This is a genomic window from Agrococcus pavilionensis RW1 (genome assembly GCF_000400485.1).
Taxonomy (GTDB): domain Bacteria; phylum Actinomycetota; class Actinomycetes; order Actinomycetales; family Microbacteriaceae; genus Agrococcus; species Agrococcus pavilionensis.
This window is the reverse complement of sequence record NZ_ASHR01000030.1, coordinates 71,481-97,657: the sequence shown is the minus strand read 5'-3', so window position 1 is coordinate 97,657 and position 26,177 is coordinate 71,481. Positions and strand designations below refer to the sequence as shown.

The 26,177-nt window shown below is 73.9% G+C and carries 25 protein-coding genes; 11 read left to right on the top strand and 14 right to left on the bottom strand.

The window, feature by feature from the left end; translation table 11 throughout:
* Positions 1-10: 10 nt before the first annotated feature.
* Complete coding sequence (locus L332_RS25325) at positions 11-1,444, bottom strand: helix-turn-helix domain-containing protein (protein ID WP_021011109.1); 1,434 nt, start codon at positions 1,442-1,444, stop codon at positions 11-13.
* A 247-nt stretch (positions 1,445-1,691) separates the two neighbouring features.
* Between L332_RS25325 and L332_RS25320 the strand changes: the two genes are divergently transcribed.
* Complete coding sequence (locus tag L332_RS25320; protein ID WP_021011108.1) at positions 1,692-3,563, top strand: phosphoenolpyruvate carboxykinase (GTP); 1,872 nt, start codon at positions 1,692-1,694, stop codon at positions 3,561-3,563.
* A 72-nt stretch (positions 3,564-3,635) separates the two neighbouring features.
* Here the strand turns inward: L332_RS25320 and L332_RS25315 are convergent, their stop codons facing one another.
* On the bottom strand, positions 3,636-4,565 hold the full coding sequence (locus L332_RS25315) for a hypothetical protein (protein WP_021011107.1): 930 nt from the start codon (positions 4,563-4,565) through the stop codon (positions 3,636-3,638).
* Positions 4,566-4,867: 302 nt separating this feature from the next.
* On the opposite strand from L332_RS25315, the gene L332_RS25310 reads away from it, so the two are divergent.
* From L332_RS25310 to L332_RS25280, 5 genes are all read left to right on the top strand, one after another.
* Positions 4,868-5,491 (top strand): FMN-binding negative transcriptional regulator, encoded by a 624-nt coding sequence (locus L332_RS25310; RefSeq protein WP_021065073.1) that lies wholly within the window; start codon positions 4,868-4,870, stop codon positions 5,489-5,491.
* 51 nt (positions 5,492-5,542) lie between these two features.
* Positions 5,543-6,079 carry a sigma-70 family RNA polymerase sigma factor gene (locus L332_RS25305; RefSeq protein ID WP_021011105.1) on the top strand — a complete coding sequence of 179 codons (537 nt, stop codon included), beginning with the start codon at positions 5,543-5,545 and terminating at the stop codon, positions 6,077-6,079.
* Positions 6,076-6,777 (top strand): hypothetical protein, encoded by a 702-nt coding sequence (locus tag L332_RS25300; protein ID WP_021011104.1) that lies wholly within the window; start codon positions 6,076-6,078, stop codon positions 6,775-6,777. The genes L332_RS25305 and L332_RS25300 overlap by 4 nt, the downstream gene beginning before the upstream one ends.
* Before the next feature lie 104 nt (positions 6,778-6,881).
* Complete coding sequence (locus tag L332_RS30880) at positions 6,882-8,957, top strand: TPM domain-containing protein (protein ID WP_021011103.1); 2,076 nt, start codon at positions 6,882-6,884, stop codon at positions 8,955-8,957.
* 120 nt (positions 8,958-9,077) lie between these two features.
* Positions 9,078-9,872, top strand: coding sequence for a PspA/IM30 family protein (locus tag L332_RS25280; RefSeq protein WP_021011102.1), 795 nt, complete (start codon positions 9,078-9,080; stop codon positions 9,870-9,872).
* Between the two features lie 106 nt (positions 9,873-9,978).
* On the opposite strand, the gene L332_RS25275 is transcribed toward L332_RS25280, so the two are convergent.
* Positions 9,979-11,187 (bottom strand): glycosyltransferase, encoded by a 1,209-nt coding sequence (locus L332_RS25275; protein WP_021011101.1) that lies wholly within the window; start codon positions 11,185-11,187, stop codon positions 9,979-9,981.
* A gap of 111 nt (positions 11,188-11,298) precedes the next feature.
* Here L332_RS25275 and L332_RS0115470 point away from each other — a divergent pair, with 111 nt between their 5' ends.
* Positions 11,299-11,754 (top strand): hypothetical protein, encoded by a 456-nt coding sequence (locus tag L332_RS0115470; protein WP_021011100.1) that lies wholly within the window; start codon positions 11,299-11,301, stop codon positions 11,752-11,754.
* A 171-nt stretch (positions 11,755-11,925) separates the two neighbouring features.
* Here the strand turns inward: L332_RS0115470 and L332_RS25270 are convergent, their stop codons facing one another.
* From L332_RS25270 to L332_RS25220, 11 genes are all read right to left on the bottom strand, one after another.
* A complete protein-coding gene (locus L332_RS25270; RefSeq protein WP_021011099.1) occupies positions 11,926-13,359 on the bottom strand; it encodes an amidase in 1,434 nt (477 codons plus the stop codon).
* Positions 13,356-13,805 carry a hypothetical protein gene (locus L332_RS25265; RefSeq protein WP_021011098.1) on the bottom strand — a complete coding sequence of 150 codons (450 nt, stop codon included), beginning with the start codon at positions 13,803-13,805 and terminating at the stop codon, positions 13,356-13,358. The genes L332_RS25270 and L332_RS25265 overlap by 4 nt, the downstream gene beginning before the upstream one ends.
* Positions 13,802-14,203, bottom strand: coding sequence for a hypothetical protein (locus tag L332_RS25260; RefSeq protein ID WP_021011097.1), 402 nt, complete (start codon positions 14,201-14,203; stop codon positions 13,802-13,804). The genes L332_RS25265 and L332_RS25260 overlap by 4 nt, the downstream gene beginning before the upstream one ends.
* A gap of 47 nt (positions 14,204-14,250) precedes the next feature.
* A complete protein-coding gene (locus L332_RS25255; RefSeq protein ID WP_021011096.1) occupies positions 14,251-15,210 on the bottom strand; it encodes an SdpI family protein in 960 nt (319 codons plus the stop codon).
* A 68-nt stretch (positions 15,211-15,278) separates the two neighbouring features.
* On the bottom strand, positions 15,279-15,674 hold the full coding sequence (locus L332_RS25250; protein ID WP_021011095.1) for a hypothetical protein: 396 nt from the start codon (positions 15,672-15,674) through the stop codon (positions 15,279-15,281).
* Positions 15,675-15,772: 98 nt separating this feature from the next.
* Entirely contained in the window at positions 15,773-16,474 is a 702-nt protein-coding gene (locus L332_RS25245) for a uracil-DNA glycosylase (protein WP_021011094.1), read from the bottom strand.
* Positions 16,471-17,187, bottom strand: a complete 717-nt coding sequence (locus L332_RS25240; protein ID WP_021011093.1) for a Type 1 glutamine amidotransferase-like domain-containing protein — start codon at positions 17,185-17,187, stop codon at positions 16,471-16,473. Before L332_RS25240 ends, L332_RS25245 begins: the two co-directional genes overlap by 4 nt.
* Positions 17,188-17,278: 91 nt before the next feature.
* Complete coding sequence (locus L332_RS25235; RefSeq protein ID WP_021011092.1) at positions 17,279-18,589, bottom strand: aspartate aminotransferase family protein; 1,311 nt, start codon at positions 18,587-18,589, stop codon at positions 17,279-17,281.
* 91 nt (positions 18,590-18,680) lie between these two features.
* A complete protein-coding gene (locus tag L332_RS25230; protein ID WP_031223995.1) occupies positions 18,681-19,697 on the bottom strand; it encodes a TIGR03842 family LLM class F420-dependent oxidoreductase in 1,017 nt (338 codons plus the stop codon).
* 5 nt (positions 19,698-19,702) lie between these two features.
* Positions 19,703-21,139, bottom strand: coding sequence for a dihydropyrimidinase (hydA, locus tag L332_RS25225; RefSeq protein ID WP_021011090.1), 1,437 nt, complete (start codon positions 21,137-21,139; stop codon positions 19,703-19,705).
* 10 nt (positions 21,140-21,149) lie between these two features.
* Positions 21,150-21,998, bottom strand: a complete 849-nt coding sequence (locus L332_RS25220; RefSeq protein WP_021011089.1) for a nitrilase-related carbon-nitrogen hydrolase — start codon at positions 21,996-21,998, stop codon at positions 21,150-21,152.
* A gap of 217 nt (positions 21,999-22,215) precedes the next feature.
* Between L332_RS25220 and L332_RS25215 the strand changes: the two genes are divergently transcribed.
* From L332_RS25215 to cofD, 4 genes are read left to right on the top strand one after another with little or no spacing between them, the layout of a single operon-like run.
* On the top strand, positions 22,216-23,163 hold the full coding sequence (locus L332_RS25215; RefSeq protein ID WP_021011088.1) for an ABC transporter substrate-binding protein: 948 nt from the start codon (positions 22,216-22,218) through the stop codon (positions 23,161-23,163).
* Positions 23,160-24,293 (top strand): iron chelate uptake ABC transporter family permease subunit, encoded by a 1,134-nt coding sequence (locus tag L332_RS25210; RefSeq protein WP_021011087.1) that lies wholly within the window; start codon positions 23,160-23,162, stop codon positions 24,291-24,293. The genes L332_RS25215 and L332_RS25210 overlap by 4 nt, the downstream gene beginning before the upstream one ends.
* Positions 24,290-25,102 (top strand): ABC transporter ATP-binding protein, encoded by an 813-nt coding sequence (locus L332_RS25205; protein WP_021011086.1) that lies wholly within the window; start codon positions 24,290-24,292, stop codon positions 25,100-25,102. The genes L332_RS25210 and L332_RS25205 overlap by 4 nt, the downstream gene beginning before the upstream one ends.
* A gap of 10 nt (positions 25,103-25,112) precedes the next feature.
* Positions 25,113-26,111 carry a 2-phospho-L-lactate transferase gene (cofD, locus tag L332_RS25200; RefSeq protein WP_021011085.1) on the top strand — a complete coding sequence of 333 codons (999 nt, stop codon included), beginning with the start codon at positions 25,113-25,115 and terminating at the stop codon, positions 26,109-26,111.
* Positions 26,112-26,177 lie beyond the last annotated feature (66 nt).

Sequence of the window (26,177 nt, the reverse complement as noted above, 5' to 3'; positions counted from 1 at the left end):
GCCCGGGCGGTCAGAGCGCGGGCGCGTGCCGCTCGAGGAACTCGTAGAGCTCGGCGTCGTCGACGCCCGGGTACGTGCCCGACGGGAGCGGCGCGAGCGTGTGCTGGTGCATGCGCGCCGAGGCCCACGAGCGGTGGCGCCACCGCTCCTGCAGGCCGTCGCTCGGGCGGATGCAGCAGCGCTCGTCGGGGCACGTCGACACCTCGCGGAATGCGGTCTGCGCCCCGCGGAAGTACTTGGCGTCGTCGAAGCGCACGCCGAAGGAGATGGAGAACTCGCCGTCGGTGCCCGAGCCGGTCTGCGTCGAGCACCAGAAGGTGCCGTTGGGCGTGTCGGTGTACTGGTAGAACTCGGTCGTCCGGCTCGTGCGCTCGAACGCCGTGCGGGCCGCGAACTTGCGGCAGACGAGCTGCCCCTCGGCGTGGCCGGATGCGTCGACGGGCACGGGCAGGCCGTCGTTCTCGTAGACGCGCGAGAGCGAGCCGTCCTCCTGCACGCGCAGGAAGTGCACGCGCATGTCGAGGTCGGTCGTCGCGAGGTTCGTGAAGCGCATCGCGGCCGTCTCGTGCGTGACGCCGAACGCGTCGCGGAAGTCCTCGACCGCGAGGTTCCGCTCCTTCTTCGCCTTCCGCAGATAGTCGACCGCGCGCGAGCGCGGCATGAGCGTCGCGGCGGCGAAGTAGTTGATCTCGAGCCGCTGCTGCAGGAACTGCTGGTAGTCCTGCGGCTCGTGGTGGCCGAGCAGCCGGTGGGCGAGCGCCTGCAGCGCCATCGAGCGCAGGCCGTGGCCGCCGGGGATCGACGCGGGCGGCAGGTAGATGCGGCCGTTCTCGAGGTCGGTGACCGAGCGCGTCGAGTGGGGCAGGTCGGTGACGTAGACGAGCTCGAAGCCGAGCCGCGCGGCGATCTCGCTCACCGTGCGGTGCGTGAGGCTGCCGCCCTCGTACCCGACGGCGCGCAGCTGCTCCTCGGCGAGCTCCTCGATCTCGGGGATGGAGTTGTTGCGCTCGCGCATCGTGTGGCGCAGCGCCGTCGCGTCGCGCCTGGCCTGCTCGGGCGTCGCGATCGCCTCGCGCGCGCGACGGTCGAGCTCGCGGTGCAGGCCCACGAGCGCGCCGAGCACGTCGTCGCCCATCGAGCGCGTCGGCCGCACGACCGGCAGCCCGAGCCGCTTGTAGCTCGCGCCCTCCTGCAGCCGCTGCAGGTCGAGCTCCATGCGGCTGCGCTCGCTCGGCGGCTCGGGGTCGAGCAGCTGGCCGGTCGAGACGCCGAGCGTCTCGGCGATCGCCTGCAGGTGGCTGAGCTTCGGCTCGCGGTGGCCGTTCTCGATGAGCGAGAGCTGGCTGCCGGCGAGGCCGATGCGCTCGCCGAGCGCGTCGAGCGTCAGCCCTGCGAGGGTGCGGAAGTGACGGATGCGGTGCCCCAGGACTGCTGCGTCGACCATGCACCCAGCATACGAAAGAAACGCGGAACCTTGCACCGCGGGTCGGGACGCGCGTCTGCCCGCGTGCTTCCAACGCATCCGTCGTCTTCTGAGGGATGTGCGCGCACCGGCGCCCAGCCCCATGCCCCTCAGTCGTAGGCGCCGCGAGCCCGCCTGCCGCACTGAACGCTTGCCGCCTGTGAAGGAATCCGCGATCCTTTGCGCTCTGGCGGGTGCGGGCCGAGGACCGAGCGGGTTGACTCGGAGCATGACGATCCTCCCTCCCGCGCCGTCCCGCTCCACCTTCAAGACCGTGAAGCCCGCATCGGTGAGCGCGCCCGACGGCGCCGACCCGGGCGTCGTCGCGTGGGTCGCATCGATCGCCGAGCTGCTCGAGCCGAAGGACGTCGTCTGGGCCGACGGCTCGCAGGAGGAGCTCCAGCGCCTCATCGACACGATGCTCGACGCGGGCACGATCGTGCCCGTGCCGAAGCGCCCGGGCAGCTACCTCGCGCGCTCGAACCCCGATGACGTCGCGCGCATGGAGGACCGCACCTTCATCTGCTCGGAGGACCGCGAGGACGCGGGCCCCACGAACAACTGGCGCGACCCCGAGTCGATGCGCCAGGTGCTCGGCGGCCTCTTCGACGGCGCGATGCGCGGCCGCACGATGTACGTCATCCCCTTCTCGATGGGCCCCGTCGGCGGCCCGATCTCGAAGCTCGGGATCGAGATCACCGACTCGCCGTACGTCGTCGCATCCATGCACTACATGACGCGCGTCGGCACCGAGGCGCTGCAGGCGATGCACGGCACCGACGACTGGGTGCCCGCGGTGCACTCGGTCGGCGCGCCGCTCGCCGAGGGCGAGGCCGACGTGCCGTGGCCGTGCAACCCGACGCGCTACATCTCGCACTTCCCCGAGACGCGCGAGATCTGGTCGTTCGGCTCCGCCTACGGCGGCAACGCGCTGCTCGCGAAGAAGTGCTTCGCGCTGCGCATCGCGAGCGTGCAGGCGCGCGACGAGGGCTGGCTCGCCGAGCACATGCTGCTGCTGCGAATGAAGCATGAGGACGGCCGCCAGCTGCACCTCGCGGGCGCCTTCCCCTCGGCGTGCGGCAAGACGAACCTCGCGATGCTGCAGCCGACGATCCCCGGCTGGACGGTCGAGACGCTCGGCGACGACATCGTCTGGATGCGTCCGGGCGACGACGGCCGGCTGTGGGCCATCAACCCGGAGAACGGCTTCTTCGGCGTCGCTCCCGGCACCTCCGAGAAGACCAACGCCACCGCGATGGCGATGATGACGCACGACACGATCTTCACGAACGTCGCGCTCACCGCCGACGGCGACGTGTGGTGGGAAGGCATGACGAAGGAGGCGCCCGAGGGCCTCATCGACTGGCAGGGCCGCCCCTACGACCCCGCCAACGGCCCCGCCGCGCACCCGAACGCGCGCTTCACCGTGCGCGCCGAGCAGGCGCCGTCGATCGCCCCCGACTGGGACGCGCCCCAGGGCGTGCCGATCGACGCGATCATCTTCGGCGGCCGCCGCCCCACGCAGGTGCCGCTCGTCATGCAGGCGCGCGACTGGGAGCACGGCGTCTACGTCGGCGCGACCGTCTCGAGCCAGCAGACCGCCGCGGCCGAGGGCCCGGTCGGCGAGATCCGCCGCGACCCGTTCGCGATGCTGCCGTTCTGCGGCTACAACATGGGCGACTACTTCACCCACTGGATCGACATGGGGCACCGCCTCAGCCGCCACGCGCCGAAGATCTTCTCGGTCAACTGGTTCCGCCGCGACGACGAGGGCGGCTTCCTGTGGCCGGGCTTCGGCGAGAACGCGCGCGTGCTCGAGTGGATCGCGGGCCGCGTCGCCGGCACCGCGGCGGGCGTCGACACGGCGATCGGCGTCATGCCCGCGGAGGGCGCGCTCAACCTCGAGGGGCTCGACATCGACGACGCCGTCGTGCAGGAGCTGTTCGAGATCGACGCGAAGGCGTGGCTCGGCGAGCTCGTCGACGTCGAGGCGTTCTTCGGCCAGTTCGGCCGCGCACTGCCGACCGGCCTCGTGCGCCAGCTGAACCACGTGCGGTGGCGCCTCGAGCACGTGCAGCAGGCGCAGCCCGTCGGCGTCTGACGGCTCCTCGCTCGTTCGCGCGGCGCGGCCCCTGCCGGGGTCGCGCCGCTCGCGTCTCCCGGGGCGGATGCGTCACGCCCGTCGGGCGCGCGCGGCACGCACGCGATCCACGAAGTGGGCGCCGCGATGCGCCATGTGGTCGCGCGTCACCCGCACGGTGATCCAGCCCGCGGCCTCGAAGCGGGCGTAGCGGTCGATGTCGATGTGCCACTGCCGCTCGTCGCGGTGCCCGTCGCCCTCGTACTCGATCGCGATCTTCAGCTCGGGGTACGCGAGGTCCGGGTGCCAGTCGATGCCGTCGATGACGACGAGCGGGTGCACGATCGGCTCGGGGAGCCCCGCCTCGACGATGAGCAGCCGCGAGATGGTCTCGAAGCGGGAGTCGACGCCGAACCGCGCATCCTCGGCCGCCGCGCGCAGCGCCGCGATGCCCGCGAGCCCGCGGCAGCGCTCGATGAAGTGGTCGAGCTGCTCGTGGGTCGCATACGGCTCGCCAGCCGCCCGCGGCAGCCGGAGGCCCGGATACGACCGCGATGGCGTGAGCAGCGCGTCGACCACCTGCACGAGCGCTTCGTGATCGAGCTCGCGGGCGAGCGTCAGCGCAGTCGCGAGCGGCTCGAGCACCGGCAGCCCGAGCGTCTCGGTGCGCACGAGTCGGCTGTCGTCGTACGCAATGTGCTTGGTGCCGGCGAACGAGCCAGGAGCGGTGCGATTCGGACGAGCGATGACGAGCAGCTCACCGCGTGTCCACTTCGCGGCGATCGGCAGGCCCCAGAGCCGGGCTGCAGTCACGCCGCCGTAGCAGTGATGCTCAGCCATGACGCGCGTGTACGCGGTCGCGAGTGCCACGACGTCCGTGACGGGTCGCGACCGCACGCCGCGGAACGGTGCCTCGAGGTCCGAGGCGCGCAGCCGCCCCTCGCCGACGCCGGCTCGCATGGCGTCGGCGACGAGGAACGGGCCGTCGTCGAACGGTTCCGGCAGTGGAGCAGAGGTGCGCACTCGCGGAGGATGCCCCCTGCCGCCGTGCCGACGACGGCGATGCTCACGCCCCTGTGGATGCGTCGCAGAGAGAGAGGGCGTGTCGTCGGAATCGAGCGGGCTTGCGCGTGACTCGCCCTCTACCTCCGACGGACACTCTTGGCCGCCCGCCGCCAGCTGAGCAGGTAGAGGGCGTGTTGCTGGGATGGCGGCGCCTTCTGAGCGACTCGCGCTATACCTGCGGTGGTGGGCGGCGCGCGGTGCGACGCAGCGGCGCGCGCGGCGGAGCGCGCGCGGCGCGCTCCATGCGCCACGATGGGGGCGTGCAGCCCAACCCGCTCTACCGCATCGGCGACGCCGAGGTGCGCGACCTCCTCCGCCGCGCGCCGTGGATGCTGCTCGTGTCGCATCCCGCGAGCGGGCCCGTCGCATCCCCCTCCCCCGTGCTGCTCGACGAAGCGGCGCCCGACGGCGAGCTCGCGCTGCTCACGCACCTCGGGCGCGCCGACGCGCGGCTCCACGGGCTGCTCGAGCCCGGCCCGCACGCGATGCTCGTCGTCACCCAGGGCGCGCACGGCTACGTGTCGCCCAGCTGGTACGTCGGCGCCGACGCCGGCCAGGTGCCGACGTGGAACTTCGAGATGGCATCGATGCGCTGCGACGTCGAGGTGCTCGACGCCGACGCGAACATGCGCACGCTCCAGCAGCTCGTCGAGCACTTCGAGCAGGCCTACGCGCCCGAGCGCGGCGTGCGGCTCGACATCGACGACGAGGGCAACCGCGGCATGGCGATGGGCACGATCGGGCTGCGGCTCACGGTCCGCGAGCTCGACGCGAAGTCGAAGATGAGCCAGAACAAGAGCCCCGAGACGCGAGCGAGCGTGCTCGCGCACCTCGACGCATCCAACCCCCCGCTCGCGGCGCGCATGCGCGCGGCCGGAGCCTGACCCCAACGATCGACTGCGCTCGTTCGTCGACAGGGGTAGAGGGAGGATCGCGTGGCAGCCAGGTGGGAGCTGGTGGTGGCCGAGCTGGTCGCCGAGCGCGGCGATGCGCTCGTGCGGTACGCGACCCTCTTGAGCGGCGATGAGGAGGAGGCGCGCGACATGGTGCAGGACGCGCTCGCGGCGACGTTCGGTCGGCTGCGCAACGGCTTCGAGGTCGAGCAGGCCGAGGCCTACGTGCGGCGGGCGATCGCCAACCGCTTCCTCGACCGCGCGCGCCGCGGGCAGCGGTGGCGCCGCATCGCGCCGCTCGTCGGCGAGCGCGAGCGGCTCGACTCCGGCTCGACGCTCACGGGCGAGCGGCTCGACATGGCCGCGCGGTTGCAGCGGCTCTCGCCGCGCGAGCGCGCGTGCATCGTGCTGCGCTACGACGAGGACCGCACCGTCGAGCAGATCGCGACCGAGCTCGGCATCTCGGCGGGCGCGGTCAAGCGGTACCTGTCGGATGCGCTGGCGAAGCTGCGCGGGATCCTCGAGCGCGAGCAGGGTCGCCTGCAGCGCGAGGAGCGGTCGCCGGGAGGGACGTCATGAGCGGCGAGGAGGAGCTGCGGCGCAGGCTGCAGGAGCTGCCCGGCCCTGCGAGCAGGCTCGACGTGGATGCGGTGGTCGAGCGGGCGCGGAAACGGCGGCGCCCGAAGGTCGCGGCCGTCACCGCGGCGGCGACCGGCGCGGGGGTGCTCATCGTCGCGCCGTTCGTCGTGCCAGGGCTCTCGCCGATGTCGCCGTCGAGCACGGTGATGTCGGATCAGGGGGCGGCGCAGGAGGCGGCGCCGGAGCAGGACTCGAGCGGCGGAGACGCGTCGGGTGCGACCGAAGCGGACGGGTCGGTCGCGCTCGCGTGCGCCTACCCGGCGATCCGCGCCGAGACCGGCATCGAGGCGACGTTCACCGACGACCCTGCCGACGGCATCGCCGGTGTGGAGCTGCTGCTGCCCGATGAGGCCGGCACGCTCGAGGTGCTCGGCGTCGGGATCGCGCAGGTCGCCGTCGACGACCCGCTCACGATCGTGGCGGCGCAGGACCTCTCGGTGCTCGAAGCGGCGGCGAACGCTGGCTCGACGACGCCCGGTTCCGAAGCCGGCAGCGTCACCCTTGCCGACGTGGTGCTCCCGGATGGGCCCCTCCTCGGCTGCGGCATCGACGCGGCGACCGCTCCGGCCCCGCTCCTGCTCATCGAGCTCGAGGGTCGACGCCTCGCGGTCGTCGGAGACGCGTACCCCGTTCGCTGAGAGCGGGCGCGCATGGGGGCCAGCCCCCGGGCTGACCGACACCTGCGCTGGTTAGACTCGCGAAGACGTCGGCATCGCAGGAGTGCCGAAGGCAGGGAGCGCAGATGCAGGTCCGGTTCGTTCGCCCGTTCGCCGTGGTCGCCCTCGGGGCGGCGACGTCGTTGAGGCTCTCCGCCGGAGCGCTCGCGACCGAGGACCCGGTCGACGTCGGCGGCGACCCCTTCGTCGACGAGACCGGCGACTACGCGGGCGACGACGCGGAGGTGACGGCGCACCTCGAGGAGGAGAACGCATCCTCGCCCGCCGACGTGTACGTCGTGGTGGTCGACTCGTTCGACGGCATCGAGCGCGGCGACTGGTCGGTGCAGTCGGCCGAGGCCTCGGGCCTCGGGCAGGACGACCTCCTCATCGCGATCGCGATGGACGACGAGCAGTGGGGCTACGCCTACCCCGACGGCTACCCGCTCTCGGAGGCCGAGGTCAACCAGCTCGCGCAGTCCGACCTGCTGCCCGCCCTCAACAACGGCGACGTCGCCGGCGCCGCGATGGGCTTCGGCACCGCGGTCGCGCAGTTCGACCCCTCGTCGGGCGGTGACGGCGGCACGCAGGTCAACGTCGACGGCTCCGCCGTGCTGCCCGTCGTCGCGCTCGTGGGCGGCGCCGCGGTCATCGGCGGCGGCGCGTGGCTCGTCTCGCGCGGCATGCGCTCGCGCAAGAAGAAGCAGGGCGAGATCGCCGCGAAGCAGCAGCAGCAGCTGAGCCTCGACGAGCTCAAGCAGCGCGCCGACATCGCGCTCGTGCAGCTCGACGACACCGTGCAGCAGAGCGAGCAGGAGCTCGCCTTCGCGGGCGCGCAGTTCGGCGAGGATGCGGTGCGTCCCTACCGCGAGGCGCTCGAGAAGGCGAAGGGCGGGCTGCGGGAGGCGTTCGCGCTGCAGCAGCAGCTCGACGACGCCTTCCCCGACACCGACCAGGAGCGGCACGAGTGGTCGAGCCGCATCCTGCAGATCGCCGAGGGCGCCGGCACCGAGCTCGCGAGCCACGCCGGTTCCTTCGAGCAGCTGCGCGACCTCGAGCGCAACGCCCCGCAGGTGCTCGAGGCGGTCGCGCAATCGCGCCAGGCGCTCGACGGCCGCATCGCCAACGCGCGCGCGATCCTCGACCGGCTCGACGACGTGCACTCCGGCTCGTCGATCGAGCCCGTGCGCGAGAACATCGCGGGCGCCGAGCGCCAGCTGCCCAACATCGACCAGTCGATCGCGGCAGGCCGCGAGGCCGTCGCCCGCGGCGACGGCGCGGCTGCGGCGCTCGCCGTGCACGCGGCCGAGGCCGCGCTCGCGCAATCGTCGGGGCTGCTCGCGGCCGTCGAGCGCGCCGAGCAGGACCTCGGCAACTCCGCGCAGCAGCTGCGCGGCCTCGTCGAGGACTCGATCGGCGACATCGCCGCGGCGAAGACGCTCCGCAGCACCGACCGCGTCGACCTCCGCCCCCTCATCGAGCACGTCGAGCAGCAGGTCGAGCTCGCCCAGCGCCGCCCGACCGACACGCTCGCGGTGCTCGCCAACCTGCAGCGCGCGAACCAGCGCCTCGACGAGGCGACCGCGCAGCTGCGGCAGGGCGGCGTGCAGCTCGAGCGGCAGCGCGCGAGCCTCGACCGCTGGATCGGCTCGGCGCGCGCGAACATCGACCGCGCGGAGGACTACATCCACACGCGCCGCATCGGCGTCGGCATGCACGCCCGGCAGCTGCTCGCGACCGCACAGCAGGAGCTCGCGCAAGCGCTGCGACTCGCGCAGCAGGATCCGGCGACGGCGATGCAGTACGCGCAGGCCGCGTCGCAGCACGCCGAGCAGGCGATGCAGGATGCGTCGCACGACATCGGCGGCTGGGGCGGCCGGGCGCAGAACCCGTACTACCGGGGCGGCGGCGGTCGCGGGCAGGACATGCTCACGGGCGGCCTGCTCGGCTACATCCTCGGCGACATGCTGAACGGCTCCGGCCACCACGGCGGCGGCTGGGGCGGCGGCGATGGCGGCGGGGGCGGAGGCCTCGGCGACCTCTTCTCCGGCGGCGGGGGCGGCTTCGGCGGCGGGGGCGGCGGCTTCTTCGGCGGCGGCTTCGGCGGCTTCTCCGGCGGTGGCGGCGGCTTCGGCGGCGGCGGGGGCGGCTTCGGGGACTGACCCGGCACCCGGGCGCGCTCACCGCCCGCGCGACCCGACCCATCCACTCATCACTTGCAGAGCATGACCAGACGACAATCGATCAGAGGCCGCCTCGGCGGCAGTGCAGGAAGGAACCCCATGTCCAAGCAGTCCATCCTCGGCCGCATCGCGCAGCTCGCGAAGGCCAACATCAACGCGCTCCTCGACCAGGCCGAGGACCCGCAGAAGATGCTCGACCAGATGGTGCGCGACTACACCAACTCGATCGCCGAGGCCGAGGCCGCCATCGCGCAGACGATCGGCAACCTGCGCCTGCAGGAGCAGGACTACCAGGAGGACGTGCGCGCCGCCGAGGACTGGGGCCGCAAGGCGCTCGCCGCCTCGCAGCGCGCCGACCAGCTGCGCGCCGAGGGCAAGCCCGACGCCGACAAGTTCGACAACCTCGCGAAGGTCGCGCTCGGCAAGCAGATGCAGTCGGAGCAGGAGGCGCGTGCCGCCGAGCCGTCGATCCGCTCGCAGAACGAGGTCGTCGACAAGCTCAAGACCGGCCTCGACACGATGAAGCAGAAGCTCGACCAGCTGAAGTCGAAGCGCTCCGAGCTCATCGCGCGCGCGAAGGTCGCCGAGGCGCAGTCGCAGGTGCACGACGCCGTGAAGTCGATCGACATCCTCGACCCCACGAGCGAGATCGGCCGCTTCGAGGACAAGATCCGCCGCGAGGAGGCGAAGGTCATGGGCCAGCAGGAGCTCGCCGCCTCGACCCTCGACGCGCAGTTCGAGGCGCTCGAGGACGTCGGCCGCCAGACCGAGATCGAGGCGCGCCTCGCCGCGCTCAAGCACGGCGGCTCGGCGAACCAGGGCCAGCTCGGGGCGGGCTCGAGCTCGACGCAGAGCGAGGGCGACCACGTCGAGGCCGAGGTCGTCGACCGCTGATCCCGGGCCTCCGGGCGCTCGATCGGAGGGGGTGGGCTGCGGCCCGCCCCCTCTTCGCGTGCGCCCGGGGCTTCGGAGTCGGGGCGGGCGGATGCGTCGGGTCGCGTCAGGCGCGCGCGCGGACCGCGGCGCGGTAGACCGTCTCGAGCTCGAGGGCGACGTCCTCCCAGTCGCGGCGGGTCGCGGCGCGACGGCCCGCGAGGCCGAGCTCGAGCGCGAGCTCGGTGTCGTCGAGGATCGCGTCGACCGCATCCGCCCACTCCTCGGGGTCGCGGCCGTCGATGAGCACGCCGGTCTCGCCGTCGACGACCGATTCGCACAGCCCGCCGACGCGCGCCGCGACGACGGGCGTGCCGCACGCGGCCGCCTCGAGCGGCACGAGCCCGAACGACTCCGAGCGGCTCGGCACGACGACGACGTCGGCGGCGTCGAGCAGCTGCGCGAGGGCGTCGCGCTCGAGGCTGCCGATGTGGCGCACGCGGCCCTCGACGCCCACCTCGCGCGCGATGTCGTGGAGCGACTCGAGGTAGCGCTCGTCGCCAGGCACCGCGTCGCCCGCGATGACGAGCACGGCGTCGGGCAGGTGCTCGAGCATGCGCACGGCGAGGTCCTGCCCCTTGAGCGACTGCACGCGGCCGACGACCGCGATGAGGCCCTGCTCGGGGAGCACGCCGAGCCGGTTGCGCAGCTCGAGCCGCGCGGCGATCGGGCCAGGCTGGAAGCGCTGCGCGTCGACCGCGGGCGGCACGAGCCAGACCCGCTCGGCGCTCGCACCCACCGCGTCGCACAGCACGTCGACCTCGGCGCGCGAGACGGCCGCGATCGCGTCGACCTGGCCGGCGAGGTAGCGCTCGGTGAGGAGCCGCCGCTCGGGCTCGGGCCGGTCGCCGTCGCCGACGCGGCGGTTCTTCTCGGCCGCGAGCGTGTGGAAGGTCTGCACGATCGGCATGCCGAGGGAGAGCGAGACGGGGAGCGCGGCGAGGCCCGAGAGCCAGTAGTGCGCGTGGATGACGTCGTAGGGCACGCTCGCGGTGAGCGCGGCGCGCTCGAGCTGCTCGCCGAACGCGTCGGCGAGGTTCGGGAGGTCGTGCTTGCGGACGATGCCGCCGCCCGTGTCGAGCGCTCGGAGCGTGACGCGCGGCGCGATCGTCTCGGCGTGCTCGGCGCCCGCGGAGCGCGTGAAGAGGTCGACGTCGTGGCCGTGCGCCGCGAGCGCGAGGGCGCTCTCGAGCACGACGACGTTCATGCCGCCCGCGTCGCCCTTGCCGGGCCGGTCGGCGGGCGAGGTGTGCATCGACACCATCGCGATCTTCACGGCGTCGCCCTGCGCGTGCCGCCGGGCCTCTCGCCGCGAGGGCTCGGAGCTGCCGAGCGGGGCGCGACGCGGGTCATGGCCTCAGCGTATCGGCGCGCTATCGTCGGCCGCATGGCCGTCCACCGCTCCCCGCTCACCTCGATCGGCGCGCGCGTCGGCGCGCTCGGCCGCTCGCTCGCCGGTCCCGCCTTCCGCGCGGTGACCGCCAGGCCCGTCGCAGCGGCGGGCCACCGCGTCGCGACGCAGGCGGCGCGGCTGTGGGGGCGGTTGCTCGGCGGCGAGGAGCGGCAGGTCGGCGAGCTCACCGTCATCTCGGGGCTCCCGACCTGGGCGTTCGGCCGCGGCGGCACGACGGTCGGCGCGACGTTCCTGACGCGGAGCGCGACGAGCCCCGACATCCTCGCGCACGAGGACGTGCACCGCCGCCAGTGGGAGCGCTACGGGCTGTGGTTCATCCCGATGTACTTCGCGGCGGGCCTCGACGGGCTCACGAACAAGTGGGAGATCGAGGCGGGGCTCGAGCTGGGCGGCTACTTGCCGAAGCGGCCTCGCCCGCTCGTCGAGTAGGCGCCGAAGGCGCCGCATCGAGACGATCTCGATGCGCGCGCTTCGCGCGCTACTCGATCAACGGTGGTGCGACGCCTACTCGACGAACGGGAGGGGCGGCGCCGTCGACGCCTACTCGACGCACGGGAGGGGCGGTGGTGCGGCGCCTGCTCGACGAGCGAGCGCGGGGCGTCAGGGGCGCATGCGGTCGACGACGCGCTGCTCCCACGGCACGCGGCGCTCGAGCTGGCGGCCGATCGCGAGCAGCGTCGCCTCCTCCCCCGGCCGGCCGATGAGCTGCACGCCCATCGGCAGGCCTTCCGCCGTCCGGTGCACCGGCAGCGCGATCGCCGGCAGCCCCGTGACGTTGACGAACGAGGTGTGCGGCGTGTGCAGCACCTGGTGCCGGAAGTCGGCCTCGCCGTCGTCGATGGGGTACCAGTCGAGCGGCCGGGGCGTGAGCGCCGTCACGGGCGTCAGCACCGCATCCCACGGCGCGAAGGCCGCGAGCACGCGCCGCTCGAACTCCGTCGCCCACAGCTGCGCCTTCGCGAGCCCGCCCGCGGTGAGGCGGTCGCTCGACTCGATGATCCAGCGCGCGAGCGGCTCGAGCCGGTCGCGCTCCTCGACCGGGATCGGGATCGTCGCCGCACCGCCTCGCCACAGGTCGGTGAACGCCTCGGGGTACCCCGACGCATCCGGCAGCGCCACCTCACCGACCTCGTGCCCGAAGCGCTTGAGGAGCGCGACGGTCTCGTCGACCGCCGCGGTCGCCTCGGGGGCGATGCGGATGTCGTCGCTCGAGTCCCACGGGGTGCCGCCCGTCATCACCGCAATGCGGTAGCGGCCCTCGCCGCGGATCGCGGCCGCGAGCAGCGAGCCGTCGTCGCGCTCGGGCGAGCGGAGCACGAGCTCGTGCGGGGCGACGCCGTTGACGCGGCCGATGAGCGCGTCGGTGAGGAGTGCGACGTCGATGACCGAGCGGGCGATCGCGCCGGCGGTCGCGAGCCCGCCGACCTGGCCGACGCCGCCTTGCGCGGGGATGCGACCGCGCGTGGGCTTCAGCCCGACGAGCCCGCACGTCGCGGCGGGGATGCGGATCGAGCCGCCGCCGTCGGAGCCGGGCGCGAAGGGCAGCAGGCCTTGCGCGACCGCGGCCGCGGCACCGCCCGAGGAGCCGCCCGCGTGCAGGTCGGGCCGGCCCGGCAGCGTCGTGAAGCCGTGGAGCGCCGAGCGCGTGTAGCCCGCGAAGCCGAACTCGGGCGAGGCGGTGCGGCCGAGCACGACGCCGCCGCCCGCGTCGAGCACGCGCGGCAGCGGGTCGGTCGCCTCGGCGATCGTGCCCTCGAGCCAGCGGCTGCCCATGTCGGCGGGCTGCGCCTCGCGGAGCGAGAGCGCCTTGTCGGCGAACGGCAGCCCGTGGATGAGCCCGGTGCGGTCGTCGGCGTCGTCGAGCTCACGCGCGCGGCGGAGCGCGAGCTCGGCATCGACGTGCACGAACGCGTTCGCCTCGTCGAGCCGCTCGATGCGGTCGAGGAAGTGCGTCGCGACCTCGACGGCGCTCAGCTGTCGCGCGTGCAGCAGCCGCCAGAGCTCGAGCGCCCCGAGCTCGTGGATCGCGCTCACCGCTGCGTCCCCGTCGCGAGCGTGAGCCGCGGCACGAGCCAGCCGAGCGCTCCCCCGACCACGACCAGGAGCGCGAGGAGCGGGACCGACTCGGCGCTCAGCGCCCAGCGCAGCACGAGCACGGTCGTCGCGGCGGCGACGGCGCCCAGCACCCACCGCAGCGCGGCGAGCGGCACGTCGCCGCGCGCGAGCTCGCGCAGCACGAGCGCGGCGACGCCGACGGCGCACCCCGTCGCAGCGCCGAGCGTCAGCATCCATCCGGCGATCGCGACCCAGAAGACGAGCTCCTCGAGCGACGCGCCGACACCGCCGGCGAGGATCGTGAGCACGAGCAGCGTGACCGCGCCGACGCCCGCGCCCAGGCCCGTCGTGGCGAGCACCACGCGGGCTGCGCTGAGCCGGAACACCGGTCCGGCCGGCCGCGCGTGGCCCGTGGCCGCGCTCACCCGAAGTACCGGTTCGCTCGCCGCTGCAGGCGCTTGCGCTCGGTGCGCTCCCGCATCTGGTCGCGCGTGGCGTAGTTCGTGAGCTCGCGGAACGGATCGCGACCGACGGTGCGCGGCGGCTCCTCGAGGATCGCCGCGATCGCGCGCTCGAGCTCCCAGTACTCGCCGATGCGCGTGCCCTGGCCGGGGTTCAGGTGCCGCAGCCGCGCCTCGAAGCGCAGCTCGCCCTTCACCTCGATCTGGGTGATGAAGCCGCGCGTCGCTCCCGCGACCGTCACCATCCAGAAGCCGGGGCCGAGATCGGTCACGGTCGCGTGCGCGTCGCTCGCGGCGGCCGCCGCGGCCGCCGCCGCATCGGCGCGCTGCCTCGCGTCGCGCCAGGCTTCGAAGTCGTTCACGGCCCCCATCGTGGCACTCGGCGCCGACACGGGCTCCGGCGCGCCGCTCACTCGCTGCGCTGCCGCGATCGCTCGACGATGCCCGCGAGCACCGCGGCGCCGTGCTCCGCGCCCTCGACCGTGACCGCGAAGCGGCTGCCATCGCGCGTCGTGACGACGATGCCCGGCCCCTTGCGCAGCACGATCGCGACCTGCCCCGGCAGCCCGCGGTAGCCCCATCCGCCCCAGTGCATCGGCTCGATGACGGCGGCGTCGACGGCGCGGATGCGGTCGGTCGCGATCGTGCGCAGCGGCACCGGCAGGAGCGCCCCGCGCACGCGGAGCGCCTCCGAGTCGATCGTGACGCGGATGCGCGCGAGCGCGAGCACGACGAGCGCCGCGGCCGCCGTCGTGACGCCGACGAGCACGCGCAGCGGCACCGCGCCCGTCTCCGGGGCGACGAGCGCGATGACCGCGCCGAGCACGAGCAGCCCGACGCCGATCCAGGCGAAGCCGGCCGAGCCGAGCTCGCCGCGCCACTCCGTCGCGTCGCTCTCGGGCAGCGGCATGCGCTCGGCCGGCCCGGCCGCGGTCTCCCCCTCGCGCGGATGGACGAACCACGGCACGAGCAGCAGCGCGAGCGGCGCGAGCAGCACGAGCAGCCACGCACCGAGCACCGCCTGCTCGGCGCTGCCCGCCTGCAGCGTCGCGCCGACCGAGGCGATGAACGCCCCGGCGAGCATGCCGCTCACCGCGGCGAGGCACGAGAGCAGCATCGCGCGCAGCCGGCCGTCGATCGTCACGGCCGCGAGCACGAGCCCGACGCCGAGCATCGCACACGTCGCGATGAGCAGCCAGCGGAGCATCGGGCCGGTCTCGGAGAAGCCGTCGGCGACGTCGGCGCCCGACCAGTGGGTGGCGATGACGTCGGGCAGCTGCGGCGCGAGCGCCGCCCACGTCACGGCGATGGCGAGCGGCGGCACGGCGAGCACGAGGGCGGCGAGCCAGATGCGGAGGCGGGGCGACATGGTCGTCCCATCCTCGCGCACGACAGGGCCGGGTGCGCGGTCGCGGCGAGCGGATGCGCGGGCGCGCGTCAGGCGCGCGGCTCGCGCCGCCGCACCGCGAGCGCCACCGCGATGAGCGCGATGAGCGCCCCGGTGAGCGCGACGAGCGGCACGCCGCCCGGGCGCAGCTGCACGAGCGAGAACAGCGCGAGCGCGAAGAGCGTCGCGCCGGCGACGACGAGCGCGCCCGCGATCCAGGGGTTGTAGTGGCGCCGCACGCCCGCGCGCGCGACGAGCACGGCGCCGATCGCGGGCACGCCGAGGAGCACGCCGTAGACGAACCCGACGGGCGAGCCCTGGAGCTCGGGAGCGATGCCCGCGACGAGGCCGATGCCCACCACGACGCTCAGGCCGAGCGCGATGAGCGCGACCGTGAGCGTGCCGAGCGCGAAGCTCGTGCGAGCCCGGTAGCGCGTCGCCGTCATGCTGGCCCTCCTCCGCGGCCGAGCGGCCGCTGGCGACAGCATCGTCGAGGAGGACGAGGTTCCGCAACGATGTTGCGGAATTCCTCGGCTCGCGCTGCTCAGGCCTCGGTCGGGATGCGCCAGTCCACCGGCCGCGCCCCCTGCGCGACGAGGGCCTCGTTCGCGCGCGAGAACGGCCGCGAGCCGAAGAAGCCGCGGCGCGCGCTGAGCGGCGAGGGGTGCGCGGAGGCGATGACCGGCACGCCCTCGAGGAGCGGCGCGAGCGACTGCGCCTTGTTGCCCCACAGGATCGCGACGAGCGGCGCGCGCGAGCCGTCGGGAAGCCGCCGAGCCACGAGCGCTCGGATCGCGGCCTCGGTCACGCGCTCCCACCCCCAGCCGCGGTGCGAGTCGGTGACCCCCGCCTGCACCGTGAGCACGCGGTTGAGCAGCAGCACGCCCTGGTCGGCCCACGCCGAGAGGTCGCCGTGCGGGGCCGGCTCGATCCGCAAGTCGTCGTGCAGCTCGCGGTAGATGTTGACGAGCGAGCGCGGCAGCGGCCGCACGTGCCGCTCGACGGCGAAGGCGAGGCCGATCGAGTGGCCGGGCGTCGGATACGGGTCCTGTCCCACGACGAGCACCCGCACGTCGTCGAGGGGCCGCCGGAAGGCGCGCAGCACGGCGTCGCCGGGCGGCAGGTAGGGCCGCCCCGCGGCGACCTCGGCGCGCAGCCGATCGCCCAGGTCGCGCACGACGTGCTCGACCGGGCGCAGCGCATCCGCCCAGCCCGGATCGACGAGCTCGGCGAGCGGCTCGGTCATGCCCCGAGCACGGCCACCGAGACGCGATCGGTGTCAGCCTCGCGCTCGGCCGTCCAGACGCTGCCCTCACCGGCGACGACGAGGCCCCCGGCGCCCACGACGAGCGACGTGCACTCGTCGATCGCGACGACCCGGTCGGCGAGGCCCGCGTGCACGATCGCGACGGCGCGCGAGAGGTTGCCGTACTGCGCCGCGTGCACGTCGACGACGAGGTCGACGAGGCCGAGGCCCGCGTCGAGCGTCACCTCGTCGAGCTTCTCGCTGCTCGCCTCGGGGCAGACGGGCACGCCGCCGATGCGCCAGCCGCCGAGCAGCGCGACGTCGCCGGCGATCATCGCGCCCGCCGAGTAGCCGGCGTAGGGCACGCCCGAGGCGACGAGGCCGCGGATCGTGTCGGCCGCAGGCATGATCGCGCGGTGGTAGCCGGGCGTGAGCCCGCCGCCGACGAAGATGCCGTCGGCGCTGCCGAGGTCGGTCGGGCGCAGCTCGCGGTCGGGCCCGAGCTGCACGATACGCACCTCGCCCGCGCCGAGCTTCGCGAGGTCGTCGCGGTAGTCGGCGTGCCAGCGCTCGCCCTCCTCGGCGTCCTCCGCCCACAGCACGCACGCGATGACGGGCGGGACCTCGGCGCGCTCGCGGGCCTCGGCGACGAAGCGGCCGGTCCAGGCCGACTCGTCGTCGGCCCAGCCGCCGCCCAGCAGGTGGATGCTCATGCCCCCATCCTCCCGCATCGTCTTCAACCGGACAGCCGGTGGGGCGAGGACATATGTGTCGCGCCCTTCCGGCTATCCGGTTGAAGATGCCTCAGAGCGCCGAGAAGGCGTCGTCGAGGATCTCGAGGCCGCGGCGCGCGTCGTCGTCGCTCATCACGAGCGGCGGCACGACGTGGATGCGGTTGTCGGTCGTGAACGGCACGTAGCCACGCTCGAGCAGCGACGACTTGAGGCTCGCGACGACGGATGCGTCGACGGGCACGCGCGAGCCGCGATCGGTCACGAGGTCGAGGGCCCAGAAGCAGCCGCGGCCGCGCGCCTCGCCGATCATCTCGTGCCGCGAGGCGAGCTCACGGAGGCCCGGGCCGAGGATGTCGGCGCCGAGGTGCGCCGCGTGCTCGACGATGCCCTCCTCCGTCATCGCGTCGATCGTCGCGACGATCGACGCGGCGGCGAGCGGGTGGCCGGCGTAGGTGAGCCCGCCGGGGATCGCGCGCTGCTTGAACGTCTCGAGCACCCGCTCGCTGATGATGACGCCGCCGACCGGCACGTAGCCCGAGTTGACGCCCTTCGCGAACGTCACGAGGTCGGGCTTGACGCCGTCGTGCTGGTGCGCGAACCAGTGGCCCGTGCGGCCGAACCCCGCCATCACCTCGTCGAGGATGAGCACGATGCCGTGCTCGTCGGCGAGCGCGCGCAGGCCCTGCAGGTAGCCCGGCGGCGGCACGAGGATGCCGGCGGTGCCCGGGAGCCCCTCGACCATGATCGCCGCGATCGTCGACGGCCCCTCGGCCTCGATGACGCGCCGCATGTGCTGGAGCGCGCGCTCCGACTCCTGCTCCTCGGTCTCGGCCCAGAACTCGGAGCGGTAGAGGAACGGCCCGAAGACGTGCACGTGGCCGGTCGCGAACTCGTTGCCGATGCGGCGCGCATCGCCCGTCGCGTTCACGGCGGCGCCGGTGTTGCCGTGGTACGAGCGGTAGTGGGAGACGACCTTGGCTCGCCCCGTGTGCACGCGAGCCATCCGGATCGCGTTCTCGACCGCATCCGCCCCGCCGTTCGTGAAGAAGACGGCGGCCATGTCGTCGATCTTCGAGAGGATGCGCTCGGCCGCCTCGCCGCGCGCGAGGTTGGTCGTGGCGGGCGCGACGGTCGCGAGCTGCGCCGCCTGCCGCTGGATGGCCTCGACGACCTTCGGGTGCGAGTGGCCGATGTTGGTGTTGACGAGCTGGCTCGAGAAGTCGAGGTACTCGCGGCCGTCGTAGTCCCACAGCCGCACACCCTCGCCGCGCGCGACGGTGAAGGGGTTGGTGGAGCCGTGCTTCGACCACGAGTGCAGGATGAGCGGGTCGAGCTCGCGGGCGCGGGCGCCGTCGGCGGGATCGAGATCGGATGCTGGCATGGGGGCTCCTCTGCGTGCTCGGGATGCTCTCTCACCGTAGCGGGGCGGTGTCCTTGCGCGGCCTGCGACCGCTGCTCGACCGACGGGAGGGTCAGGCGCGGGCCGGCGGCAGCCGGCGGAGCGCGGGGATGATGCGCTCGCCGTACTGGCGGAGCGTCTCCTCCTTGTCGTCGTGCATGACGTAGGCCGCGAACTGGTCGACGCCGAGCTCGCGCAGGCGCGTGAGCTTCTCGATGTGCTCGTCGGCGGTGCCGAGCACGCAGAACCGGTCGACGATCGCATCCGGCACGAAGTCGACGTGGTCGTTCTCGGCCTTGCCGTGCGTGTTGTAGTCGTAGCCGGTGCGCTCCTCGATGTAGCTCGCGAGGTCGTCGGGGATCGCGCTCCCCTTGCCGTATCTCCCGACGATGTCGGAGACGTGGTTGCCGACCATGCCGCCGAACCACCGCGACTGGTCGCGCTGGTGCGCGCGGTCGTCGCCGACGTAGGCGGGGCCCGCGACGCAGATCCTGATCGACATCGGGTCGCGGCCCGCGTCGTCGGCGGCGTCGCGCACGCGCTGGATCATCCACTTCGTGATCTCCGGGTCGGCGAGCTGCAGGATGAAGCCGTCGGCGACCTCGCCCGCGAGCTTGAGCGCGAGCGGCCCGTAGGCGGCCACCCACACCGGCAGCTCGGAGCCGTGCGACCACGGCAGCCGGAGCGTCGCCCCGCCGACGTCGACCGCGCGGCTCGAGCCGAGCTCGCGGATGACGTGCACCGCTTCGCGGAGCTCGGCGAGCGTCGTCGGCTTGCCGCCAGAGACGCGCACCGCCGAGTCGCCGCGGCCGATGCCGCAGATGGTGCGGTTGCCGTGCATGTCGTTGAGGGTCGCGAACGTCGAGGCGGTGACGCTGCAGTCGCGCGTCGCGGGGTTCGTGACGAACGGCCCGACGGTCACGCGCCGGGTCGCGCCGAGGACGGCGGAGAGGATGACGTAGGGCTCCTGCCAGAGGATGTGGCTGTCGAAGGTCCACACGTGGCTGAAGCCGTGCACCTCGGCGAGCTGCGCGAGCTGCACGACGCGGCTCGCGGGCGGGTTGGTCTGGAAGACGGCGCCGAACTCCATGGTCGTCACACGAGGTACTGGCTCAGCCCGCGCTTGACGAACGAGCCGTCGCCGGGCCGCCCGAGGTACTGCGCGTCGTCGACGATGACCCGGCCGCGGCTCAGCACGGTGTCGACGTGCCCGTCGATCTCGAAGCCCTCCCACGCCGAGTGGTCCATGTTCATGTGGTGCGTCCTGCCGACGCCGATCGACGTGTGGCCCTTCGGGTCGTAGACGACGATGTCGGCGTCGGCGCCCGCCTGGATGACGCCCTTCCGGCCGTAGAGCCCGAACATGCGGGCGGGCGTCGTGGCGGTGATCTCGACCCAGCGCTCGAGCGAGATCTGCCCATCCACCACCCCCTGATAGAGCAGGTCCATGCGGTGCTCGACGCCGCCGATGCCATTCGGGATCTTCGAGAAGTCGCCGCGGCCGAGCTCCTTCTGGTCCTTCATGCAGAAGGGGCAGTGGTCGGTCGAGACCATCTGGAGGTCGTTCGTGCGCAGCGCGCTCCAGAGCTCGTCGCTGTGGTGCTCGTGCTTCGAGCGCAGGGGCGTCGAGCACACCCACTTCGCGCCCTCGAAGGCGCCCCACTCGTCACTCGACGCGCCGAGCTGCTCCTCGAGCGAGAGGTAGAGGTACTGCGGGCACGTCTCGCCGAAGACGTTCTGCCCCGTGTCGCGCGCCGCCGCGAGCTGCGCGACGGCTTGCTTCGCGCTCACGTGCACGACGTAGAGCGGCGCGTTCGTGAGGTGCGCGAGCATGATCGCGCGGTGCGTCGCCTCCTCCTCCATCTGCCACGCGCGTGCGACGCCGTGGAAGTAGGGGTCGCGCTTGCCCTGCTCGAGCAGCTGCCGCACGAGCACGTCGATCGCGGGCCCGTTCTCGGCATGCATCATCGTCATGAGCCCGGTGTCGGCGGCGACCTGCATCGCCTGCAGGATCTGCGCGTCGTCGGAGTAGAAGACGCCCGGGTAGGCCATGAAGAGCTTGTAGCTCGAGATGCCCTCGTCGGCGAGGCCGCGCAGCGCCGCGAGCGAGGCCTCGTCGACGTCGCCGACGATCTGGTGGAAGCCGTAGTCGATCGCGCAACTGCCGGCGGCCTTCTCGTGCCACGCCGCGAGCCCGTCCTCGACGCGCTGGCCGTAGGTCTGCACGGCGAAGTCGACGATCGTCGTCGTGCCGCCCCACGCGGCGGCGCGCGTGCCTGTCTCGAACGTGTCGCTCGCGGCGGTGCCGCCGAAGGGCAGCTCCATGTGCGTGTGCGCGTCGATGCCGCCTGGGATGACGTACTTGCCGGTCGCGTCGATGACGCGGTCGACGGAGGCGGCGAGGTCGACGCCGAGCAGCTCGCTGCCGGGCGCGAGCACCGCGCGGATCGTCTCGCCGTCGATGAGCACGTCGGCGAGGGAGCGGCCGGTCGCGGTGACGACGGTGCCGCCGCGGATGAGCGTGGTTGCCATGGCGTGCCCCCTACAGCTTCGCGATCCGGGTGTACGAGTCGGGCCGGCGGTCGCGGTAGAACTGCCAGTCGTCGCGCATCTCCTTGACCGCATCCATGTCGAGGTCGCGGATGAGCAGCTCCTCGCCGCTGTCGGAGCCGCGCTCGCCGACGAAGTTGCCGCGCGGGTCGATCACCTGGCTCGTGCCGTAGAAGTCGACCGCGAGCTCGCCGTACTCGTTGTCCTCGCGGCCGACGCGGTTGGGCTGCAGCACGAAGTAGCCGTTCGCGACCGCGGCGGCCGGCCCCTCGACCTCCCACAGCCGGTTCGAGAGGCCCGGCTTCGTCGCGTTGGGGTTGAAGACCATGTGGGCGCCGGCGAGGCCGAGCTCGCGCCAGCCCTCGGGGAAGTGGCGGTCGTAGCAGATGTAGACGCCGACCTTGCCGACGGCGGTGTCGAACACCGGGTACCCGAGGTTGCCGGGGCGGAAGTAGAACTTCTCCCAGAAGCGGTCGAGGTGCGGCAGGTGGTGCTTGCGGTAGGTGCCGAGGATGGAGCCGTCGGCGTCGACGACGACGGCGGAGTTGTAGTAGACGCCGGTCTGCTCCTCCTCGTAGATCGGCAGGATCGCGACCATGCCGAGCTCCTTCGCGAGCCTCGCGAAGCGCTGCACGATCGGGCCGTCGGCCGGCTCGGCGTAGGCGTAGTACCGCTTGTCCTGCGTGATGCCGAAGTAGGGGCCGTAGAAGAGCTCCTGGAAGCAGACGACCTGCGCGCCCTGCTCGGCGGCCTCGCGCATGAATGCCTCGTGGCGATCGAGCATGGATGCCTTGTCACCGGTCCAGGTGGTCTGGGTGATCGCTGCGCGGACCGTGGTCATGGTTCCCTCGACTCTCCTCAGTGCCGACGGCAGCGCATCCGCAGCCGGGCGTCGACGCTGACGCCCGCTCGGAGCCTCGCGACCCTTGGGTCGTGGCGGCGCCGAGCGACGGTGCCCTGAGTCTGCTGGGCGGGGCTACAGTGGTCAAGCGCCGGGCATCACCTCCGCGCGCGGACCCATGCACACCGTTCGCGCCAGCCTGCCCGAGGAGCCTGAAGTGTCCCGCCGCCCCGCTCTCGTCTCGACGATCGTCGCCGCCACGCTGCTCGCCGGTTGCGCCGCCACGCCGGACGAACCGGAGGCGACGCTCGAGGTCCGGGTGGCGACGACGAACTGCGACGCCGAGGTCTTGCCGCTGCCGGCGCCCGCCGAGCGCATCGTCGCCGTGAAGTCCACCGCGGCGGAGCTCGTCGTCGCGCTCGGGCTCGGCGACGCGCTCGTCGCGACGGCGTTCCTCGACGGGCCGCTCGAGGGCGCCGACGCACCGACGATCGACGGCATGCCGTCGCGCGAGGCCGTGCTCGCGCTCGAGCCCGACGCGATCGTCGCAGGCTGGGAGTCGGCGTTCGCGCCCGAGGCGATCGGCGACCGCGCGCAGCTGCACGAGCTCGGCGTGACGACGTGGGTCTCCCCCGCCGCCTGCTGGTCGACCGAGGTGCCGGCGCTCGACTGGGAGGGGCTCTTCGCCGAGCTCGGCGGCGCGGGCGCGATGCTCGGCGTGCCCGGGGCCGGCGGCGCGCTCGTCGACGAGCAGCGCGCGGCGCTCGCGGCGATCGAGCCCGTCGAGGGCTCACCGACCGCCCTCTGGTACTCCTCGGGCGAGGACGCGCCCTACGTCGGCGGCGGCTCCGGCGCGCCGCAGCTCGTGCTCGAGACCGCGGGGCTCGAGAACGTCGCGAGCGATCTCGATGACGGCTGGGCGACGCTCTCGTGGGAGGCCGTCGCGGCGAGCGATCCCGACGTCATCGTGCTCGTCGACGCGCCGTGGCACACGGCCGCGTCGAAGGTCGAGCGCCTGCGCGCGAACCCCGCGACCGCCGCGCTCGAGGCGGTGCGCGAGGAGCGCTTCGTCATCGTGCCGTTCCCGATGGCGGAGGCCGGTGTCGGGACGGTGGATGCGGTGGCCCTCGTCGCGCGCGAGGTGCGGGAGCTGGGGCTCGGATGACGCGCACCGAGCAGCCGGCCGCGGGCCGCGAGCGCCCGGCCACCGCAGCTGAGCGTGCATCGACTGCCACGACGCGCGCTGCAGCGCACATCCCCGCACAGCTGCCGACTCGCGGGCCGCGGCGCCGCCGGAGCCCGGCGCTCCTCCTGGCGCTCGCGCTCGGCGCACTGCTCGTCGTCGGGGTCGCGGTCGCCGCGAGCGCCGGCCCGGCGGGCATCGGGCCGCTCGAGGCGCTCGGCGCGATCCTCGCGCGGCTGGGCGTCGGCGAGTCGCCGCTCGGCGCCGTCGACGACGCGATCGTCGTCGACCTGCGGTTGCCCCGGGCGCTCGCCGCGTGCGCGGTCGGTGCGGGACTCGCGATCGTCGGCGCCATCATGCAGGCGCTCGTGCGCAACCCGCTCGCCGACCCCTACCTGCTCGGCGTCTCCTCCGGCGCGTCGGTCGGCGCGGTGCTCGTGCTCATCGCGGGGCTCGGCGTGCTGCTCCCGGTCGCGGCGTTCGTCGGCGCGCTCGCGGCGCTGCTCGCGACGCTCGGGCTCGCCGCGGCCGCCGGGGGCGCCACCCCGACCCGCACGGTGCTCGCGGGCGTGGTGGTCGCATCCGCCGCGAGCGCGCTCGTGAGCCTCGTCATCTTCTGGGGCGCCGACGGCGACGCCTACCGCGAGATCCTCGCGTGGCTGCTCGGCTCGCTCGCGGCGATCACGTGGCCGACGGCGCTCGTCGCGCTCGTCGGCGCGGGGCTCGCGCTCGCGCTGCTGCCGACGGGGCGACTGCTCGACGCGCTCGCGCTCGGCGACGCCGCCGCGGGGGCGCTCGGCGTCGACGCGCGGCGCACGCGCTGGGCGCTGCTCGTCGCGAGCGCGCTCGTCACGGGCGTGCTCGTGTCGGTCTCGGGCGCGATCGGCTTCGTCGGGCTCGTCGTGCCGCACGCGGTGCGGCTCGCGGTCGGCGCGGGGCACGCGCGGCTGCTGCCGCTCTCGGCGCTCGCGGGCGCGCTCGTGCTGCTCGTGAGCGACACCGTCGCGCGCGCGGCGTTCGACCCGCGCGAGCTGCCGGTCGGGATCGTCACGGCGCTCATCGGCGCCCCGGTGTTCGCGGCGCTCATGCTCTCCGGGCGGGTGCGCACGTGAGCGGCCCGCTCCCCGTGGGCGCAGCCCTCGAGGTCGAGTCGCTCTCGGTGCGGGTGCGCGGCCGCGCGCTCGTCGACGACGCGACGTGGAGCGCGCCCGCGGGGCGGCTGACGGCGCTCGTCGGCCCGAACGGCGCCGGCAAGTCGTCGATGCTGCGGGCGATCGCGGGCGTCGTGCCCGAGCGCGCCGAGCGGACCGGCCGCGTGCTCCTCGGCGGCGAGCGCCTCGACGCGCTGCCCCCGCGAGAGCGGGCGCGGCGCGTCGCGCTCGTCGAGCAGCTCGCCGACGGCGCGCCGCAGCTCACGGCGCGAGAGGCGGTGCGGCTCGGCCGCACCCCGCACCACCGGATGCTCGGGTTCTCGCTCGGCGACGACCGGCACGTCGCGGCCGCGCTCGACGCGGCGGGCGCGATGGCGCTCGCCGAGCGCCCGCTCGCCGAGCTCTCGGGCGGCGAGCTGCAGCGCGTGCACCTCGCGCGCGCCCTCGCGCAGCAGTCGGGCGGCGAGCCCGGCCTGCTGCTGCTCGACGAGCCGACGAACCACCTGGACGTCGCGTGGCAGCTCGAGCTGCTCGAGCTCGTCCGCCGACTCGCGCTCGACCGTCCCGTCGTCATGACCGTGCACGACCTCGCCCTCGCCGCGACCCACGCCGACCGCGTCGTGCTCGTCGACCGGGGCCGGGTCGTCGCGAGCGGCGCGCCGTCCGACGTGCTGACGCCCGAGCGCATCCGCGCCGTCTACGGCGTCGACGCCGAGATCGACGCGCGCCCTGGCGGGGTGGCGATCCGCTATCGGAGGATGGCCTCGTGAGGAGCAGCGCTTGAGGATCACCGTGCTCGCCGGCGGCGTCGGCGGCGCCCGCTTCGCGCTCGGGCTGCGGGAGGCGGCGCGCGCGCTGCACGGCGACGCGGCCGACATCCGGATCGTCGCCAACGTCGGCGACGACATGTGGCTCGCGGGCGTCAAGGTGTGCCCCGACCTCGACTCGCTCATGTACGCGCTCGCGGGCGTCGGCGACACCGAGCGCGGCTGGGGCCGCGCGGGCGAGAGCGAGCGCGTCGCCGCCGAGCTCGCCGCCTACGGCGTCGGCTGGCCGTGGTTCACGCTCGGCGACCTCGACCTCGGCACCCACCTCGCGCGCTCGTCGATGCTGCGCGACGGCGCGAGCCTCACCGAGGCGACCGCGCGGCTCTCGGCGCGCTGGGAGCTCGGCGCGCGGCTGCTGCCGGTCACGAACGACGAGGTGCCGACGCACGTCGTGACGGGCGAGGGCGTCCTCCACTTCGAGGAGTGGTGGGTGCGCACGCGCGCCGAGCTGCCCGCGCACCGCTTCGTGCAGCACGGGCTCGAGCGCTCGCGCATCTCGCACGCCGCGCGCGACGCGATCGCGACCGCCGACGTGCTGCTCATCGCGCCCTCGAACCCCGTCGTGTCGATCGGCACGATCCTCGGCATCCCGGGCGTGCGCGACGCGCTCGAGACGGCGCCGGCGCCCATCGTCGGCGTCGCGCCGCTCATCGCGGGCAGGGCGCTGCGCGGCATGGCTGCGACGTGCCTGCAGGTCATCGGGGTCGAGGCGGATGCGGCTGCGGTCGCCGCGCACTACGGCGCGCGGCGGGCGGGCGGGCTGCTCGACGGCTGGCTGCTCGCCGAGGAGGACGCCGGCTCGATCGGCGGCCTCGCGGAGCTCGGGATCGTCGCCGAGGCGCGACCCCTGCTGCTGACGCCGGGCGGGCCGGCGCAGCAGGTGGCGGAGGATGCGCTCGCGCTCGCCGAGCGGGTGCGCGCCGCTCGACCCGCGCCTCCGCCCGCTGCCTGACCCGGTGCAGCGGCGAGCTCGATCGCGCTGAGGCCACGCTCGAGCCGGATGCAGGCTCGGCGCCGC

Bases quoted from the DNA above. Each gene is read 5' to 3' on its own strand.
- L332_RS25325 (WP_021011109.1), bottom strand. From the start codon at position 1,444: ATGGTCGACGCAGCAGTCCTGGGGCACCGCATCCGTCACTTCCGCACC.
- L332_RS25320 (WP_021011108.1), top strand. From the start codon at position 1,692: ATGACGATCCTCCCTCCCGCGCCGTCCCGCTCCACCTTCAAGACCGTG.
- L332_RS25300 (WP_021011104.1), top strand. From the start codon at position 6,076: ATGAGCGGCGAGGAGGAGCTGCGGCGCAGGCTGCAGGAGCTGCCCGGC.
- L332_RS30880 (WP_021011103.1), top strand. From the start codon at position 6,882: ATGCAGGTCCGGTTCGTTCGCCCGTTCGCCGTGGTCGCCCTCGGGGCG.
- L332_RS25280 (WP_021011102.1), top strand. From the start codon at position 9,078: ATGTCCAAGCAGTCCATCCTCGGCCGCATCGCGCAGCTCGCGAAGGCC.
- L332_RS0115470 (WP_021011100.1), top strand. From the start codon at position 11,299: ATGGCCGTCCACCGCTCCCCGCTCACCTCGATCGGCGCGCGCGTCGGC.
- L332_RS25255 (WP_021011096.1), bottom strand. From the start codon at position 15,210: ATGTCGCCCCGCCTCCGCATCTGGCTCGCCGCCCTCGTGCTCGCCGTG.
- L332_RS25250 (WP_021011095.1), bottom strand. From the start codon at position 15,674: ATGACGGCGACGCGCTACCGGGCTCGCACGAGCTTCGCGCTCGGCACG.
- L332_RS25245 (WP_021011094.1), bottom strand. From the start codon at position 16,474: ATGACCGAGCCGCTCGCCGAGCTCGTCGATCCGGGCTGGGCGGATGCG.
- L332_RS25240 (WP_021011093.1), bottom strand. From the start codon at position 17,187: ATGAGCATCCACCTGCTGGGCGGCGGCTGGGCCGACGACGAGTCGGCC.
- L332_RS25235 (WP_021011092.1), bottom strand. From the start codon at position 18,589: ATGCCAGCATCCGATCTCGATCCCGCCGACGGCGCCCGCGCCCGCGAG.
- L332_RS25230 (WP_031223995.1), bottom strand. From the start codon at position 19,697: ATGGAGTTCGGCGCCGTCTTCCAGACCAACCCGCCCGCGAGCCGCGTC.
- hydA (WP_021011090.1), bottom strand. From the start codon at position 21,139: ATGGCAACCACGCTCATCCGCGGCGGCACCGTCGTCACCGCGACCGGC.
- L332_RS25220 (WP_021011089.1), bottom strand. From the start codon at position 21,998: ATGACCACGGTCCGCGCAGCGATCACCCAGACCACCTGGACCGGTGAC.
- L332_RS25210 (WP_021011087.1), top strand. From the start codon at position 23,160: ATGACGCGCACCGAGCAGCCGGCCGCGGGCCGCGAGCGCCCGGCCACC.